This is a genomic window from Ktedonobacterales bacterium (genome assembly GCA_036557285.1).
Lineage (GTDB): Bacteria > Chloroflexota > Ktedonobacteria > Ktedonobacterales > DATBGS01 > DATBHW01.
The window spans coordinates 12,722-28,980 of the sequence record DATBHW010000024.1 but is presented as its reverse complement, the minus strand read 5'-3'; the positions used below and the strand labels follow the sequence as shown (position 1 = coordinate 28,980).

Here is a 16,259-nt window from a genome sequence, read left to right as displayed (position 1 = left end):
CCCGTTATACGCTGCTGCCCACCACTGCCAACCACTGCGGGCGATTCGTCGGCCTCCCCTCATCCAGCGTGCGCACCGTATAGCTTGCGCCGCTGGACGCCACCAGGCGCTGCATCTCGTCGGCGCTGAGCGCCCGCGCACAGGAAACCCGCGCATCATACGCGCCGCTGGCATGCAGCAAGCTGCGCTCGCTGCCCCTGCCGCGCGTGCGTCTGGCCCAGGCAGCAGATTGCGCCAGCGCCGCTGGCTCCTGCTCGCCAGCGCGCACCAGGCGCCGACAAAACGCCTCCATACGCTCTTCTTCCCCGTACAGCGGCTCCAACACCATCACCAGGCGGCCCACGCGCTGCGCCTCCGCCAGACAGCGCGCCTGGTCCGTCATACGCAGATGATGCAAGCCGCCTACCATCACGACCAGATCAAACGTCCCTGGCTCCCAGCCCGAAAGGTCGGCGGGCCGTGTCTCGGAAACCTCGAAAGACGATTCGGCAGCCAATTCACCGCGCGCCTGCGCCTGGCGAAACGCTACCCGCGCCCCTGCCAGAGAGCGCAGCGCCGTCAGCGAATCGGCGTCAGTCGCCTGGATATGCAGACGCCAATCCTTGCCGAGCCGACGGGCCAGTTCAAGCTCCATGCGGCCCCCGCCTGATGCGCCCGACAACAGCCCCAGGATACGAAGCTCTTTATTGCGCCCGCCAAACGCCTCGCGGACTAGTTCAACAATGGCGCGCACGCCACCCAGCAGTTCGATCAACTGCGCCTGATCCGGCTGCACCTCTGTCTCCAGCACTGCCCGTTGCAGCGTAAACCAGGGAACGGCATGCTCAAGCTCATCGGTAGCGTAGCGCGTCAGCGCCACCACATCTACCACCACCTCTTCGCTCTCCATCACCGGCTGCAACCACCTGGAAAAAGAGCGTTCACTCTTCAGCAAGAAGCGCCGGAACCAGCGCGGCGGGCCGTGTACATCCTCGGCCAGATTGATGATTTCATCAACATAGGGATGATCTGGCAGCCAACGCTCAAGCTGCTCAAACAGCCCTTCAAGCTGCTGCTCGGTGCGCTCCCAGGCGCGGCTGACCGGCGCTGACCAATCTTCCAGCCCGCCAAACGCGCGCCAGTGCGCCATGCGCACCTCATGCCGCCAGATAGCCAGCAGCGCCGGTGGCTGGGCCTGCGTCACTCGTTCGCCCAGCAGCCGCAGCACGGTATCGCGCGAGACCACCTGCGACAGTTCATCTTGCGCGCGATCTGGTGTTCCCAGGCGATTTCCTAAGACCTGGCGGAGCAGGCGAGCCTCTTCCTCCGCCTGCTCTCGCAGTTGGCGCATACGAGCATCCGGCAAGGTCTGGTCCAGATCGCCCTCTGCTGAGCGTTCCCCCACGGTTGGGAGGATTGGCTGAGTCGCCTGCCAGGTCACTTCATTCGCCTGATCTTCGGTCACTGCCTGAGTGGCGCTCAGGGCTTGTTCTGGCGCGCCGCGCTCTTCAGGCTCTGGCGCCACGCCCGCCGCAGCTTCAGGCGGCCCCTCGCGCTCATCAGCCCCATCCACCATGACGACCTCCAAGGACAAGATTTTCAAGCTGGCGGTTGCAACCGCCAGCTATTTCGCGGGCATATATCTCTCGAACCATTCAGCAATCAAATTCAAGCGTTCCACGCGCAGCTTCGGATGCCCGAAGCGCGACAACCCGTGACTCTGCCCCTCAAAACGCACAAACTCCACTTCGCGCTTGAGATACTTCAGCGCCGTCCAGAGTTGCTCTGCCTGCTCAATTGGGCAGCGCAGGTCTTGCTCGCTGTGCAGAATCAAGAGCGGCGTCTTGATATTTCCGACGTAGGTGAGCGGTGAATGGAACGCATAACGCTGCGGATCATCCCAGGGCGTCGTTTCGAAATGATCGTCGGCGAAGTCCCAGCCAATATCGGCGGAGCCAAAAAAAGACGCAAGATTGACGACGCTGCGCTGCGTCACCGCCGCCTTGAAGCGGTCTGTATGACCCACGATCCAGTTGGTCATGAAGCCGCCATAGCTGCCGCCCGTCACCCCCAGGCGTGTCTCGTCAATGTAGCCCTGTTGCAGCAGCGCCTCAACGCCGCTCATGACATCCTCATAATCTTCCTCGCCCCACCTGCCACGCACTGCCACGCTGAACTCGCGCCCATAGCCTGTGCTGCCGCGAGGATTCGTATACAGCACCACATAGCCCTTGCCACAGTGCATCTGAAACTCTTGGTGGAAGGTATAGCCATACGCCGTGTTTGGCCCGCCGTGAATCTCCAGAATCATCGGATATTTCTTCGACGGGTCAAAGCCCTGCGGCTTGAGTATCCAGCCTTCCACGCTCCACCCCGCTGCCCCCTTGAACTCCAGCCGCTCCGGCTTAGCAATGTAAATCTCGCTCAAGAAATCCGCGTTGACCTCGGTCAGCCGACGCGGCGCTGGCTCGGCAATCGTCAGCGTGAAAATATCGCCCGGATGATCGTATGCCGCAATCGCCAGGCCCAGCCGCTGGCGCGTCGGGTCCATCGTGAAATCGAGCAGGTGCTGCTCGCCCAGCGTGATCTGTATGGGCGCGCCGCCCGTTGCAGGCATCGAGAAGACATGGCTGCTGCCGCGTACCTCGGCCATAAAATAGAGCGTGCTGCCATCGGGCGACCACATGGGAGCCGGACGCCCGTGTCCCTCGCGCATATCGTCGCCAATCGAATCCTGGCAATTGCCGATAAAATCATCGCTCAGCGAGCGATACTGCGTCGGCGCGCCGTCGTCCCGATGGACCGGCACGCTGTAGACATCCATATGCCCGCCCGACTTCTTCTGAGGCTGCCCCAAAAACGCAATCGTTTTGCCATCCGGCGACCAGCCCGGCGCGCCAGCGACGATCTTGTCGTCATCGGTCAGGCTGCGCGGCTCCCCGCCTGTCACTGACATCACCCAGATGTCGCCCGCAGGCCACGCCCAGCGGTCCTCAGAGCGATCAGACGAAAAGGCGATCATCTGTCCATCGGGCGACCAGGCGACATCGCCATCATCCCAATCGCCGTCGGTCAACTGGCGCGGCTCGCCACCCTCCGGCGTGATCAGAAAGATATGCGTGCGCCGTTCATACGTCCAGCCGGTCCCATCCAGTTTATAGGCAAGGCGATCAATCTTGCGCGCCCTGGGCGTCTTCTTCCCATCTTTCTCCTCTGGCTCATCTTCGCCGCCCGTCTGTGCTGTGAAGGTCAGCGCGCGGCCATCCGGCGACCAGACAGGGCTATCCGCCCCGTGCTTCATAAACGTCACCTGGCGCGCCTCGCCACCATCCGCCGGAATCAGCCAGATTTGCGGCTTGCCTCTGCCCTTCTCTTTCTCTTCCTTGCTGTCTTTGCCGCTCGCGCCCTCGCGGTCCGAGACAAACGCCAGCCATTTGCCGTCTGGCGACCAGCCTGGAGAGCGGTCACTCTTGAGGCCAAACGTGAAGCGGCGCGCATCGCCAATCTTGCCATCTGTGGGTACCATCCAGATGGCGTGGCGATACTCCCCGGCTTCCTGGTCAACCGTCTTGAGCACATAGGCGATGCGCTTGCCATCCGGTGAGATTTGCGGATCGCTGACCCACTTCCAGCGATACAGGTCTTCTGCGGTGATTCCTCGGCTCATACTGCTCCTAATTCTGTGTTATCTTGATCCTACGAATCCAGCGATATTACCTCCGCCCACCCTGGCGGTTTTAAGCGTCAGCAAACTCCGCCTTCAGCGGCTCGGCCACTTCATGCGCCAGTCGGCTGGCAAAGCCTGCAAGGTATGGCGGGGTCAGATAGGGGATGATATGCGTCGCCCCTGCCTCGATATAGCTGCGCAGCGTACTGCGTACAGCGCCCAGATCAGCGTCAGGAGCTACCCGATACTGCACCGAACGCTCGATGCTGACCGGATCGCGCCCAACCGCCGCGCAATGTCCATCCAACACTTGACTTTTATGCACAAAATCCTCTACCGGCCCGCCGCCAAAGTTCCAGATGTCGGCGTACTGCGCCACCACGCGCAGCGTCTTTTGCTCGCCGCTGCCGCCGATCACAAACGGTGGATAGGGCTTCTGCACCGGCTTTGGCTCGCAGCGCGCCCCTTTGAGTTGATAATAGCGGCCCTCAAAATCGGGCGCTTCTTCGGTCCACATGAACCGGACGACCTCGCAGGCTTCCGCCAGCCGGGCAATCCGCTCGCCCGGCCTGTAAAGCGGGATGCCATAAGCGGTATGTTCTAGCTCGTTCCAGCCTGCCCCGATGCCAAAATCCATGCGTCCACCCGAAATAATATCAATGGTCGCGCCCATATTCGCCAGCACCGCCGGATGCCGGTAGGTATTGCCCGCAACCATCAGCCCCACGCGCAGCCGCTCCGTCTGCGCCGCATAGGCCGCCAGCAGCGTCCAGCCTTCCAGACAGGGGCCAGACGTATCACCCGCAATCGGGATGAAGTGATCGAACAGCCAGGCATGCTCAAAAATCGGCAGCGCATCCGCCTCGCGCCAGACAACCAGCATCTCCTCATAGGTGGAGTGCATAGGCGCGGTCTTGATGCCAAAACTCAACCGGCGCTTCGTCGCCATAAGTCTCCCTTTCCCTGGTATGAATTACGAGTCTGAATACGTGGCTGTGGATGAGCGAGTGGGTGGCGGTTAATCAGCAGATGGCTCTGCTACCGGCCTGGCGAAGTTTTTTGCCAGTTCCTCCTTGAGAACCTCCCGCTTCTGCCAATGCTCCCGCAGCAGCGTATGATATTCCCCGTCGCAGACGGGGACCGCCGCCTGGCATTTACGATGCGGCAGGAGCCGAAAACGAATGGCGTCCCCCTGGATGTCCACCCAGACATGCCGCCGGGTGGACCAGTTCCCCCACTTAAAAATAACGCCAGAATCATACTCATCGAAGAAGCCGCGCCCCTTCAACTGCTCTCGATTCAACGTGCGCAGCATAGCCGCGCAGCCGCTCTCTTGCAAGACACGCTTCGCGTTCTCGCGCCGCGCCTGCCGCTCGGCCTCGTCAATCTCCTGCCCGGCTTCCGACTCAAATACTTCTGGTTCGTGGTCTGTCATGGCTTCTGTAACCCTGGCTCAAAAGAGTATACACGCCTGGGAGACGACACAGACTCCCAGGCATCGGTTCATCTACGCGCAAGCCGCCTTCTCACGATAGCATTGCGCGCGCCAAAAGTCAACCGCCGCTCAGGCGGCCCGTTCCGTCTGCACAGCCTGCCGCCAGACCCGCGCCAGCGCCCCCTTGAATATCCCCTGCGCCGCCTCCACTCCCTCCCGCTGCTCCAGCGCGCCATACACCTGCCCGATGCGCACCAGGCTCACCGCCAGCGCCCAGTAGCGCACTTCCCACGCCAGCCAGCCGGGCCGCCGCATCGTCGCTTCTGGCGCTTCGGCCAGTTGCGCCAGCCGCCGCAGTTCCCCCACCAGCAGCCACCCCAGCCAGGCGTCGCTGCGCCACGCCTCCTGCCGCTCGAAGGGCCGCAGCCGCGTCTCTTCTGCGAACACCTCCGCCACTTCCTGCTCGTCCTCGGCGCTCAGCGCCGCCAGTCCGCGCCCCTGGCGCGCCGCCAGCAGCGCCGCCAGCCAGGGGCCAAGCGCCTGGGCCACCTGCCGCGCCAGCGGCAGCAGCGCCCACACCGGCCCCACCGTCCGCCGCACTTCCTCGGGCCGAATGCCCGACACGCCTGAACCGAGCCAGGCGACATACACATACCACCGCTCCCGAAAGGCTCCACGCATGGGTCGTTCTCCTTCTGCCTTTGCACTGTCACTACGAATCCACAGCGCCCCAGGCACAAGCGGCCACCCCCACACAGGCCCACGCCAGGCTAGCGCGCGCGGAGGGAAAGCGCCGCGTGGGAGCTTGCCCCCACACAGCGCCTGCTCTCGCACACCCGGCACCGTGGCGTCCCAACCCGCCAGAAGGTGGTCGCTCAGGAAGATTGACCCATCACGTCAGGATGGTACAATCCCACTCAGCCCCATCTCCTGGTCTTCCCAGGTCTGGGGTATGATGCGGCAGCGATATGACGCTGACCGCATCAGCCGTTCTCATGCTGGAAATGTGCTGCAACGCTCCCTGATGGGAGCGTCTGCTGCTATCCTACCGTACCGCGTTCGCGCCTGTCAAGCCTTTGGGACGTTTGGCTGTGGTTCATTCAGCGAAAAAGTGGGCGGATACGGCGGCGCGGGCAGAGGTGGCAGACGCCAATCGCGCAAATCATAGAGGGGCAAGCCGGTTCTCGCGGCAATCAGCGCCAGCAGGCTATCCATCTGCCGGGCATACTCTTGAATGGGGCTGGAGAGCCGGGTAAAGCGCGAGGATTCCAGTTTGCGCGACCAGCGCAAGATGGTTGTCGCGCTGGAGAGTTCGTAGCGGTCTGGTGTTTGGTCGGTTTTCACGGTGGCGTCAATGGCAAACAGGCGCGCCTCGTCCCAGTGGATGCTCCGACGCCGGAAGCGAGAGCGGATGGTCAGCCCCTCTTCGCGCGCCTCTATCCATTGATACTCAGCTAGATACCATATACTGCTCAACGGCAGAGTAATAATGAGGCTAAGCACGAGAGCATGAACTGGGGGGCCAGCGTACTGCCAAATCCAGACGAGCATCCAAAGAATGATTACAATCCAGATCACAATCAGCATGAGCGGATAGAATAGCCAGCCGGGTTTAGAGGAGATCATGCAAGGCAGCGGAAGCACTGCCGGGTCAGCAATTGGTTGGGGCTGGGCCAGCGGAACCCACTCGTAACGTTTCGCCGCCGCCTGCCTCCGTTGCTCGACACGCCACAATCCCCCGAAGTTACGCGCAGCCCGAATACCACCTCTCAGGAGCCAAGGCAAACAGGTTCCAGTGAACACCTGCCAGAGAGGAACGCCCTTGAACATCCACGTACCCAAAGCAAAAAAAAGAACAGGATAGACTATATCCTCCAGTGTTTCCTTCCAGAGCCGCGTATCAGCTTTGAGCATCTTCTCCCTCCCGGGTTATGGCGCTTCAGCGGTTGCTCAGGTCTATTATACCATAACCAATCGGGGAGTATCTTCAGCCTCCAGATCGCGTTGCGCGCTTGCTGCGATCCTGTTAGAATGAAGAGCAGAGCGAGCAAGGTATCCAGCTATTCTCGATGCAGCTTGCGCCTGCCAAGGCAGAGGAAGGTTCCTATGAGCAGCCAATATCCGGGCGACCCCTACCCCTCATATCAGGAGTTTCCGCAGCAGGAATCAGCATATCAACAGCCCTCGTATCAACCACCCCCCTATCAGCAGCCCTGGGCCGGTGGCTATATCATACAGCCCATCCTTGTTCAGCGCCCAACCAATGGAAAAGCCATCACCTCGATGGTCCTGGGGATATGCCTCGCTCTGACCGTGTGCAGCTTTTTCACCTTTTTCCCGCTCGCTGCCCTGCTTGGCCTTGGTACCGGCATTCCTGCCGTCATCCTTGGACACATGGCGCTGAAGGAGATCAACGCCAGCAGCGGCATGCAGGGCGGAAAAGAGATGGCAATAGCCGGTTTTGTCCTTGGCTACGTCTCTATTGCCGCTGGGCTTGCTATCTTCGCCTTTTCTATCCTACTGTTTAGCGTCTTCTTTCCTGGGTCCGTGTTCTATCCATAGAAGGCGCGCTGCTGATGTGGTCCCGATAAGCAACCGCCTGGCGACTTGTCCATCACCCTGAGAAACCTGACCAACTTTTCCTGTCAAGCGCCTTTGGGCTTGACAAAATAGAACTTTTGTTCTATACTAGAATTGTCCTTTTGCGCCTGCCTCCCTGGCGCGCCCCTTGCTGCCCTGCTGCCCCTATCGCGTGTACCGCCGCCGCCCCTGGCGGCGAGTTGCTGGCCTGCCGAGTCGTAGGACTTTAGAGGGCAACGTTCGTGCTGGCGCAGCGTTGCGCCGCCAGGGACGGCGGCGGTACACGCAATAACGATTCTAAAGGAGCTATGTCTTGCGCACCCTCACGCCCTCGATTCAGAACGCCCTGGCGGCTGCCACGCGCACCCCGGCTATCAGCGTCCAGTTGTACGACCCCATCCAGCATTACAGCGCCTATCAAACGCTGGCGATCAGCGAAGGCCGCAGCGCCGCATGTATCGCCGACGATGGCGCGATCATCCGCGCCTACACCGATAGCCCGCTGGGCGCTTTCGCCGCCACGCTCTCTGTCCAGCGCATCAGTGACCCCGACAATGCCTCCGAGTGGTCCACCTGGACAGTGCTTTCTAGCGCCAACCTGCTGCGCGACGCCGGATGCACGCTCAGCAATAATGGCGGCACGCTGCGCCTCTTCGCTCAATCCGGCGTCAGCCCCTTCGATCTGCTCGTCTGGGAAAGCCTCGATAACGGCGGCGCCTGGAGCGGTCCCACGACCATTGCCGCCGGAGCCATCGCCATTCGTGGCCTGGGCAGCAGCGGACAAAACGATCTCTTCTACGCCTTTGACAGCGAAGGCGGCGTGGCCCTGGCCGTCTCGCTCTGGAGCCTCGGCGCGTGGTCTGCGCCCGTCATCTGGGCATTCGGTGTCCTACCTGCCTGCGTCGGCATTGACGCCGCCTGGGATGACGCCAATAGCCGCGCTCTGCTGGCCGTCTCCGATGGCCGCGAGATTACCGGCTACCGCTATACCCCCTCAACCGACACCTGGGGGTTTGTCGGCTCCATTGCGCCGCTCGACAGCGCCACCAGCCTGGGGCTGGCGCGCCTCTACCCGCGCCTGGCATCCTTCGATGGCCTCTACAGCCTGAGCTATCTCGAAGTGGACAACGGCGCGTTTACCGGCCTGGCCTACAGCTACGCCCGGCTGCGCCAGTCGCCCGATTTCGTTCACTGGAGCGATGGCCTCCTGATCAGTCAGACCTTCGCCTTCGGTCCCACCTGGATCAAAGCTCCCACACCGCCCGCTGGCTCAGCCAGTCCGGCCTATTACATCCTGAACAACGCCTTCGCCTGGCGCGCCCCCGTCTATAATCCGGCCAATCCGGCCAGCCTGCTCGATGTCTCCGCGCAAACGGTGGAAGTTCAGCGCAGCGAAAAGACCGGGGCTGCCGGACAGATCAGCCTGCGCCTCAGCAACGCTGGCGGCCAGTACAACAACCTCTCCATGCTTGGCCTGAACACCAGCATCACCCTGGCTATAGGCTACCATGACCCCGGCAGTGGCGCGCCCAGCGTCATCCCCGTTGGCGTCTACTATGTTGATCGCTATCAATACCTGCGCGCCCCCGACACGAACGAACTGCTGATTATCGCCCGCGACACCACCAAACGGCTTGATCGCGCCGCGCGCCTGCAAACCACCTACAGCAGCCACACCCTTGCCTTTCTGCTCACCGAACTGGCCGCCCGCGCTGGCCTCTTTGCTCTCTCCATCCCGGCGACCAGCCAGTTCAGCCAGACCGTGCCGCTCTTTGTCGTACCCGCCGGGCATACGCTGCGCCAGGCGCTCAACGAACTCTGCTCCATCTACGCCGTGTATTACTTTCTCGACCAGACGGAAACGCTCCAGTTCCGCGAACTCAGCGCCTCGGACGCCCCGGTCTGGACCTATCAGCCCGAAATTGAAACGCTCACGCTGGGCGCTGATGACCAGCGCGCCAACCATATCATCGTCACTGGACGCGCCACCAGCGGCGCGCTGGTCTTTGGCGAAAGCTATGACTTCGCCCACCTGATGCAGACCGGCCAGGAGCGCACGCTCTATCGCACCGACCCGCGCCTGACCACCGGCGCGCAGGCCGCGCTCAAAGCGTCGTTCATGCTCGCCAACGAGCAGCGCGCGGGCGCGCATCATACTATCAGCGTCCCGGCCAACCCTGGCCTGCAACTGCTGGATGTCATCACCTTGACGGATAGCCCCGCGCCCACCGGCACAGGCCAATCGGCCAGCGCCCGCATCAGCGCCCTGAACGTCACGTACACGCCGCAGCAGGCGCTGTTTGATATGGCGCTCACCCTGGAACAGCCGTGAATATGCCCTATTTCACGCTCATCGAGTGCAATATGCTCTGGCCTGGGGCTTGTTCTCTTTGTTATACTGGAAGCTGAGAAACACAGCATCCGATCATGCTCTCCTATGCTCAGAGGAGGCGCTTCCTATGACTGACGAACGGCCCAGAGATGACGGGCGTGAACTGAACGAAGAAGACCTGGCCGTGCTGCGCCAACGCTACACGGCTCAGGATGTTGTCGGCTTCTTTCAGGCGCTGGACCTGCCGGCCTGCGATGATCCCATCCTCATCGCGCAGGTCGTCGCGCGTGACAAGCAGCAGCGCGCGCAAGACAGCCTCAGCCCAGACGCGAGCCTCCGGCAGCAGGCTGCGAAGTGGCTCACCGCCGCTCGTCTCCTCGAATACCAGCCCAGCCGACGCGAACTCTTGCTGCTGGCCCAGGAAGCGGTCAACGACATGCTCACCTTCCGCCTGGAACGCTATGGGCAGGCGGGCATGCCCTACATGCCCGACGTTCGCGCCGAATTGAAGGCTTCCGCCATTCGCGGATTCGCCCTGCATGACGATCTGGCCGAGCGTTTTCTGCGCGCCTTCGAGCATGGCTGCAACCTGCGCTTTGGCCTCAGAGTCCCCGTTGTGCTGCACAGCATCAATGTGCGCGGCGTGGCCGATGAAACCTTTGGCGCGACCCTGACCACCCTGATCCTGCCCACTCTTCCCGATGCGCCCACGCCAGCGGGCAAATCCGCCTCTCAATACACCGAACCGATGCGCGCCCTTCGTCCAAAACCATCCGTGACTAAAATCAGCGCGCCGCCTACCGCACCTGAGCGCAAGCCATCGGCCCCGCTCCTCATGCCTGGCGACGCGATTGCGAAGCTGCTCATCAAACAGGATGACTGGTCCGGCGAGTGTTTGCTGACCAAAGACGCCACTTCGATTGGCCGCCAGCCCGACAGCGACCTCTCTCTCAAAGAAGATCGGCGGGTTTCGCGCCAGCATGCCATCATTCATCGCGCGCCCACCGCCTATATTCTGACCGATCTAAGCAGCGCCAACGGCACGTTCCTGAATGGCGCGATGCTCACTGAGCCAGCCATACTGCGCTCAGGCGACCAGATTCGCATCGGCCATACCGAACTCACCTTCATCATGGAACCACTCGCCAATCGCCGCGATGAATAAACATGATGAACATATGGTATGCTTGCGAGAAGACCCATTTTTGCGCCACAGGCGCGCTTTCAGTACAGGCAGCGCATGGCCGAAGAGCAGCTTCCAGCAGAGAACCCGGCAGCAGAACCATCCCGGCAGCCAGAAGCGGCGGCGGGCGAGGCAGCGCCGCTTAGCGCGGAAGAACTGGCTGCTGAATCGGCACGCCTGCGGCAGCAGCTTGTCGATCAGCTCAAAGCGCGGGGTCTCCTGCACAGCGAGGCGCTGGAGCAGGCGCTGCTGCGCGTCCCACGCGAGTTGTTTCTCCCTGACATTGCGGCGCGCGAGGGGCTGGAACGCATCTACACCGATGAGGCCATCGTCACCAAGCGCGGCAGCCAGGGCGCGCCGATCAGTTCCTCATCAGCGCCTTCGATGATGGCGATCATGCTGGAACAGCTTGATCTGCGCCCCGGTCTGCGCATTCTGGAAATCGGCGCGGGGACCGGATACAACGCGGCCCTGCTGGCCGAACTCGTTGGCGACCCGGCCAGCATCGTCACTATAGACATAGAACCCGATGTTGTCGAGCAGGCGAAGCAGCGCCTTGCCAACGCGGGCTATGGCGCGATCACTGTTCTCTGCGCAGATGGCGCCGAGGGTGTCCCTCATCTGGCCCCTTTTGATCGCATCGAACTGACCGTCGCGGCAGACGACATCGCCCCCGCCTGGACGAGCCAGCTTACTCCAGGCGGACGCCTTGTCCTGCCCCTGGAACTGCACCGCCAGCAGCGCGGGCAGGTCTCGCTGGCGCTGGTCAAGCGCGAAGAGCATCTGGAAAGCGCCGCCGCAGCCTATGCGTTTTTTATTCCCATGCGCGGCGACCAGGCAATGAGCGCGGGGCGCGCCGCGCCGCTCTCAGTCGTTGCCACCCACGACACCAGCCATCGCTGGGAACTTCACCTCTATGGCGCGCCGCTCAACGGCTCCGCCGACATTCGCCGCGATGTGCTGCATCTGCTCAGCGGGCCATATCAGACCCGCGATCTGCGGCTGGATGGCGCGGCGCGCGATCTGCTGGCCTATCTTGAACTGCGCTATGGGGAAGAAGAAACAATCTATGCCTGGTCGGCAAATGCCCTCTGGGGATTTGACGGCTGGACCGCCGGGGTGCTGGTTCACCCGGCGCGCGAGCAGAGCAATATGCCCCCTTTCGCGCCGCTTTCGGGCCGCTTCAGCCATCAGCCAGGGCTGGCGCTGCTGCGCGCCGCCACCAGCAGCCCTGATGACGCCGGGCTGGATCAGGCGATCCTCTATGGCAGCAACAACGCCTTGCGTCGGCTCCAGAGCATCATCCGCGAATGGAAGCGCCTCAAGACACCTGATCTCTCGGCCCTCTCTGTGCGCGTCTACCCGCCGGGCTGCGCGCCGACTCCCGCCGCCGATGAGTGGCTGATTACCAAGCGATCCGCCCAACTGCTGCTCTCGTTTCAGCCGCCATCAGCGAGCGCCGCAGGCTAGCGCCGCGCCCGCTAGCCCAGGTCTATCGGCCCTGGGAAGTGGGCCAGATGCAATTCCGGGCGCGCCGGATACTGGGGGCCGCGCTGGTCAATGTAGTAGGCGCTGTGTTCGGACTCTTTGGCCTTTTTCTTGACTTCGGCGGCCACGCGGCTCACTTCCTCAATGCTGCGCACCGGGCGGTGCTGGTTCGTCACCACGCCAATTGCCATGCCCACCAGCGGATAGAAGCATGCCTTGCCTTGCCGATCAGAAGAGAGAATCGAGCCACGCTGCAAATCTTCTTCGTTGTAGAACAACGAGCGCGAGCGATCAAACGCCTCTGTCAGTGCCTGGCAGATGGACACCACGCGATCAGGCGTTGTCGCCACCACAAAATCATCGCCGCCCACATGGCCGACAAAATCGGTCTCGTCCCCCAGGCGCCGCACTACATCCAGGCTGATGCGCGCCACCACCCGGATCATTTCGTTGCCGCGCAAAAAGCCATAGGCGTCGTTATACGCCTTAAAGTTGTTGAGGTCCAGATAGAGCAGGCTCCAGTGAGACCCCTGCTCCAGCATCGCCATAATGGCTCGCTCCACCTGCACACCGCCCGGCAGCCCTGTCAGCGGGTGCAGCCAGTTCTCCTGTACATGCCGAAGCTGCGTGCGGATGCGCGCCAGCAGTTCATCGGTGTTATAGGGCTTGGTGAGGTAATCATCCACCTTCTGCTCAAAGGCGCGCACCTTATCTGCCGTATCATGCCGCGCGCTGAGTATAATCACCGGAATATGGGCGGTCTTCAGGTTGGCGCGCAGCGCCTTGACCACCTCAAAGCCATCCATACCGGGCAGCATAATATCCAGGATTACCAGATGTGGCGTCTCGCGCAAGGCAATATGCACCGCCTCCTCGCCGGTATGAGCGATGATCGGTGTATACCCCTCAAAGCTCAGTGTCTCGCGCAGCAGCCCGGCAATCAGAGGCTCATCCTCAACCACTAAAATCGTTGCCATGCCGGATTTCCTCAATCTTCTCTGGGATACCTGCGAATGCAGTTTACAGACAACAGCATACACCCAATGGCAAGCTCATCCTTGCCATCATTTGCCTGGCAATTTTTGATCTTCCCGCGTGCTGGAACGCTGGGCGCGCACCACCGCCTCTGGCTGGCCCGGCCAGGCATCGTGTATCCGCTCGACATGCTTGGGCAGGGTATTGGGGGGCAGGGCATCCGGCGCAAAATAGCGACACGCGCGCATTTCTTCGGTCTCCTTCAGTGCGCCGCCCTCCACATGGCACAGAAACGTCAGCACCACTTCTTGCTTTTGCGGCTTGGAATAGACGCCCACCAATCGCCCGACCCTGACCGCTAAGCCCGTCTCCTCCAGCACTTCGCGGCGCAGCGCCTCATCCACCGTCTCGCCCAGTTCCATGCCGCCGCCCGGCAGATTCCACCAGTCAACATCGCGCCGCAGCCCCAACAACACATTCCCATCCTCGATAATCACGCCAAAAACGCCTATACGAAATTGCGCATACGATGACGCTGCATCCAATGTCTCTCTATCTCTGGACATGGCTTTCCTCCTGTATCGCCAGCGGGGTAGCGCGTGCATATAGCTGGGCTTCGACCTTGCGCACATCCTCACTCTCCAGTATAATATTGAGCGCAGAAGAATCGCCAGGACAGGAAAGCAACAGGCACATGTCTACAACACACGCTCCACGAGTCGTCAGCCGCAGGCGCGCCGCCAGCAAAGCCGCGCCCCCCAGGCACACAAACCGTTACAGACGCTATTGGAAGCATCCGGTCAACTCGCTCTGGGGTCTCTTTAGCTCCGTCAAAACGGCGATTGTCCTGATCGCCTTGATCGCGGTTGTCTGCATCATCGGCATCATCGTCATTCAAGCGCCAGTTGAGATTACTTCTTCCCCCAACGATTTCGCCCTCTGGGTAAGCCAGGAAATGGGCGGGAAATATGGTCCAACCTGGACGAGCATCTTCAGCAGCCTGGGTTTCTTCACCATCTTCTCCATGTGGTATTTCAAGGCGCTCATGGTGCTGCTGGCAATCAACGTCGCCATCTGCACACTGAACCGCGCGCCGGGCATCTGGTACAACTTCCGCAACCCGGCAGTGCGCACCAATGAGCGTTTTTATCAAAACGCCCTGGCGCGCCAGGACTTTGATACCAATCAAGATGTCGAGGGCATCCGGCGCTTCTTCCGCAAGAAGCATTACCGCGTGCTGGTTAAAGAAGGCAGCGGCAGCGGCGCCACCTATCTGTATGCCTATAAGAACGCCTGGGCCACGCTCTCCACCTTCGTCTTCCATGCCTGCCTGGTCTCGCTCATGCTTGCCACCGTCCTGACCGGCTGGCATGGCTTCGGCACGAACAGCATGGCCCAGCATATCTTGCCTGAACCCATCTACAACTACCTGCAAAACCTGGCCGGATTCAGCTACACTCAGCCGCTGCCCGATGGCGAAAACGGCGTCGTCTACCCCATCGGTACCGCGCACAACATCGAGTATCGCGCCGATCAGTTCGTCGCCAGGTTCAACCCGACCAACGGACAGCCAACCGACTTCTATACCGACCTGACGCTCTTCCAGGATGGCAAGCAGGTCGCCCAGCAGCGCATCCGCGTCAACGACCCGCTCACCTATCAGGGCGTCACCTTCCACCAGGCGTCGTTCATCCTGTACGCCTGGATCACCATCACCGACGCCAAAGGCAACGTGATCTTCAATCAGAAGCCGGTCCTCAACGAAAGCTTGAACGATATTAACCCCAACACCGGCAACAGCGTCCCGGTCAGCATCGCGGAGAACATCCCCATTCCCAACGTCCAGCAGGATATGAATGTGGCCGCGACGCTGACGCCCGACGGCTGGGCCGTGATCGTCAACGGCAGCGATCTCAAAGGGAATCCTTCTTTTTGCAGCCTGGCAAGCGCGGGCAACAGCGCGCCGGTCATTGATCTCTCGCAAAGCAATCTCTCGTGCAGCAAAGCGTTTGCCGCCCTGCAACTTGGTCAGCAGGGTTTGCAGCTCAAAGGCTGGACGCTCGATGTCAAGCTGGTCAAACAGGGTACCGTCCTGCTCATCACCAAAGACTCCGGCTCGCCGCTGATCTGGCCGATCTCGGCCCTGCTGATCCTGAGCCTGTGCGTCACCTTCTACTTCCCCCAGCGCCGCGTCTGGATGCGCTTCCGCGACGGCCATCTCCAGTTCGCCGGGCTGAAAGAACACTTCATCAACGTCCAGCGCGACTTCAACAGCCTGGCCCTGGAACTGGCCGCACTGGACGCCAAAGCCGGGCGCACGACGCCCCGCGAGCGGCTCAAAGACCCGCCAGGGGCGAGCGCGGCTGAAATGCTCAAGCCGAAATCTGCCAAATCAAGCAAATCCTCGGCGGGCGCGCGAGCCAGAGCAGCGGAGGCAGAGGAGGCCGAAGCGACAGCGCCCAGCGAGGTCGAGACCGAAGCCAGCGACGCTGATGCATCTGAGATGACGGATGAAGCAGAGGAAACGAGCCAGGCCCACGCATCCGCAGCTTCACACGCGAAAAAAGAGGTGGCGGCTGGCGATTAACTCGTCAGGCGTTCCCGGCTGCGCCCCTCGAAG

13 protein-coding genes are annotated in these 16,259 nt (G+C 61.6%); 5 read left to right on the top strand and 8 right to left on the bottom strand.

Annotated elements, in window-relative coordinates:
* Positions 1-4: 4 nt before the first annotated feature.
* From VH599_08120 to VH599_08095, 6 genes are all read right to left on the bottom strand, one after another.
* Positions 5-1,582: a class I SAM-dependent methyltransferase gene (locus VH599_08120; protein ID HEY7348275.1), complete on the bottom strand. Its 1,578-nt coding sequence runs from the start codon at positions 1,580-1,582 to the stop codon at positions 5-7.
* A gap of 21 nt (positions 1,583-1,603) precedes the next feature.
* Entirely contained in the window at positions 1,604-3,646 is a 2,043-nt protein-coding gene (locus VH599_08115) for a S9 family peptidase (GenBank protein HEY7348274.1), read from the bottom strand.
* Between the two features lie 70 nt (positions 3,647-3,716).
* On the bottom strand, positions 3,717-4,595 hold the full coding sequence (locus VH599_08110; protein ID HEY7348273.1) for an LLM class F420-dependent oxidoreductase: 879 nt from the start codon (positions 4,593-4,595) through the stop codon (positions 3,717-3,719).
* Between the two features lie 69 nt (positions 4,596-4,664).
* The gene (locus tag VH599_08105; protein HEY7348272.1) at positions 4,665-5,081 is read right to left on the bottom strand and encodes a hypothetical protein; all 417 of its coding nucleotides are present in this window, start codon (positions 5,079-5,081) and stop codon (positions 4,665-4,667) included.
* Positions 5,082-5,210: 129 nt separating this feature from the next.
* The gene (locus VH599_08100; protein HEY7348271.1) at positions 5,211-5,762 is read right to left on the bottom strand and encodes a hypothetical protein; all 552 of its coding nucleotides are present in this window, start codon (positions 5,760-5,762) and stop codon (positions 5,211-5,213) included.
* Between the two features lie 387 nt (positions 5,763-6,149).
* On the bottom strand, positions 6,150-6,995 hold the full coding sequence (locus tag VH599_08095) for a hypothetical protein (GenBank protein ID HEY7348270.1): 846 nt from the start codon (positions 6,993-6,995) through the stop codon (positions 6,150-6,152).
* A gap of 192 nt (positions 6,996-7,187) precedes the next feature.
* Between VH599_08095 and VH599_08090 the strand changes: the two genes are divergently transcribed.
* The 4 genes from VH599_08090 (at position 7,188) to VH599_08075 (ending at position 12,646) form a co-directional block, all read left to right on the top strand.
* Complete coding sequence (locus VH599_08090; GenBank protein ID HEY7348269.1) at positions 7,188-7,643, top strand: DUF4190 domain-containing protein; 456 nt, start codon at positions 7,188-7,190, stop codon at positions 7,641-7,643.
* Between the two features lie 331 nt (positions 7,644-7,974).
* Positions 7,975-9,993, top strand: a complete 2,019-nt coding sequence (locus VH599_08085) for a hypothetical protein (protein HEY7348268.1) — start codon at positions 7,975-7,977, stop codon at positions 9,991-9,993.
* Positions 9,994-10,120: 127 nt separating this feature from the next.
* Positions 10,121-11,158 carry an FHA domain-containing protein gene (locus VH599_08080; GenBank protein ID HEY7348267.1) on the top strand — a complete coding sequence of 346 codons (1,038 nt, stop codon included), beginning with the start codon at positions 10,121-10,123 and terminating at the stop codon, positions 11,156-11,158.
* An 18-nt stretch (positions 11,159-11,176) separates the two neighbouring features.
* Positions 11,177-12,646 carry a methyltransferase domain-containing protein gene (locus VH599_08075; protein ID HEY7348266.1) on the top strand — a complete coding sequence of 490 codons (1,470 nt, stop codon included), beginning with the start codon at positions 11,177-11,179 and terminating at the stop codon, positions 12,644-12,646.
* Positions 12,647-12,657: 11 nt separating this feature from the next.
* Here the strand turns inward: VH599_08075 and VH599_08070 are convergent, their stop codons facing one another.
* Positions 12,658-13,641 (bottom strand): response regulator, encoded by a 984-nt coding sequence (locus tag VH599_08070; protein HEY7348265.1) that lies wholly within the window; start codon positions 13,639-13,641, stop codon positions 12,658-12,660.
* A gap of 87 nt (positions 13,642-13,728) precedes the next feature.
* The gene (locus VH599_08065; protein HEY7348264.1) at positions 13,729-14,205 is read right to left on the bottom strand and encodes an NUDIX domain-containing protein; all 477 of its coding nucleotides are present in this window, start codon (positions 14,203-14,205) and stop codon (positions 13,729-13,731) included.
* 128 nt (positions 14,206-14,333) lie between these two features.
* On the opposite strand from VH599_08065, the gene VH599_08060 reads away from it, so the two are divergent.
* Positions 14,334-16,226, top strand: a complete 1,893-nt coding sequence (locus VH599_08060) for a cytochrome c biogenesis protein ResB (GenBank protein ID HEY7348263.1) — start codon at positions 14,334-14,336, stop codon at positions 16,224-16,226.
* Positions 16,227-16,259 lie beyond the last annotated feature (33 nt).

Excerpts from the sequence above, each read along its gene's own strand:
- VH599_08115 (HEY7348274.1), bottom strand. The coding sequence starts at position 3,646 with ATGAGCCGAGGAATCACCGCAGAAGACCTGTATCGCTGGAAGTGGGTC.
- VH599_08110 (HEY7348273.1), bottom strand. The coding sequence starts at position 4,595 with ATGGCGACGAAGCGCCGGTTGAGTTTTGGCATCAAGACCGCGCCTATG.
- VH599_08105 (HEY7348272.1), bottom strand. The coding sequence starts at position 5,081 with ATGACAGACCACGAACCAGAAGTATTTGAGTCGGAAGCCGGGCAGGAG.
- VH599_08100 (HEY7348271.1), bottom strand. The coding sequence starts at position 5,762 with ATGCGTGGAGCCTTTCGGGAGCGGTGGTATGTGTATGTCGCCTGGCTC.
- VH599_08095 (HEY7348270.1), bottom strand. The coding sequence starts at position 6,995 with ATGCTCAAAGCTGATACGCGGCTCTGGAAGGAAACACTGGAGGATATA.
- VH599_08090 (HEY7348269.1), top strand. The coding sequence starts at position 7,188 with ATGAGCAGCCAATATCCGGGCGACCCCTACCCCTCATATCAGGAGTTT.
- VH599_08080 (HEY7348267.1), top strand. The coding sequence starts at position 10,121 with ATGACTGACGAACGGCCCAGAGATGACGGGCGTGAACTGAACGAAGAA.
- VH599_08075 (HEY7348266.1), top strand. The coding sequence starts at position 11,177 with ATGCTTGCGAGAAGACCCATTTTTGCGCCACAGGCGCGCTTTCAGTAC.
- VH599_08070 (HEY7348265.1), bottom strand. The coding sequence starts at position 13,641 with ATGGCAACGATTTTAGTGGTTGAGGATGAGCCTCTGATTGCCGGGCTG.
- VH599_08065 (HEY7348264.1), bottom strand. The coding sequence starts at position 14,205 with ATGTCCAGAGATAGAGAGACATTGGATGCAGCGTCATCGTATGCGCAA.
- VH599_08060 (HEY7348263.1), top strand. The coding sequence starts at position 14,334 with ATGTCTACAACACACGCTCCACGAGTCGTCAGCCGCAGGCGCGCCGCC.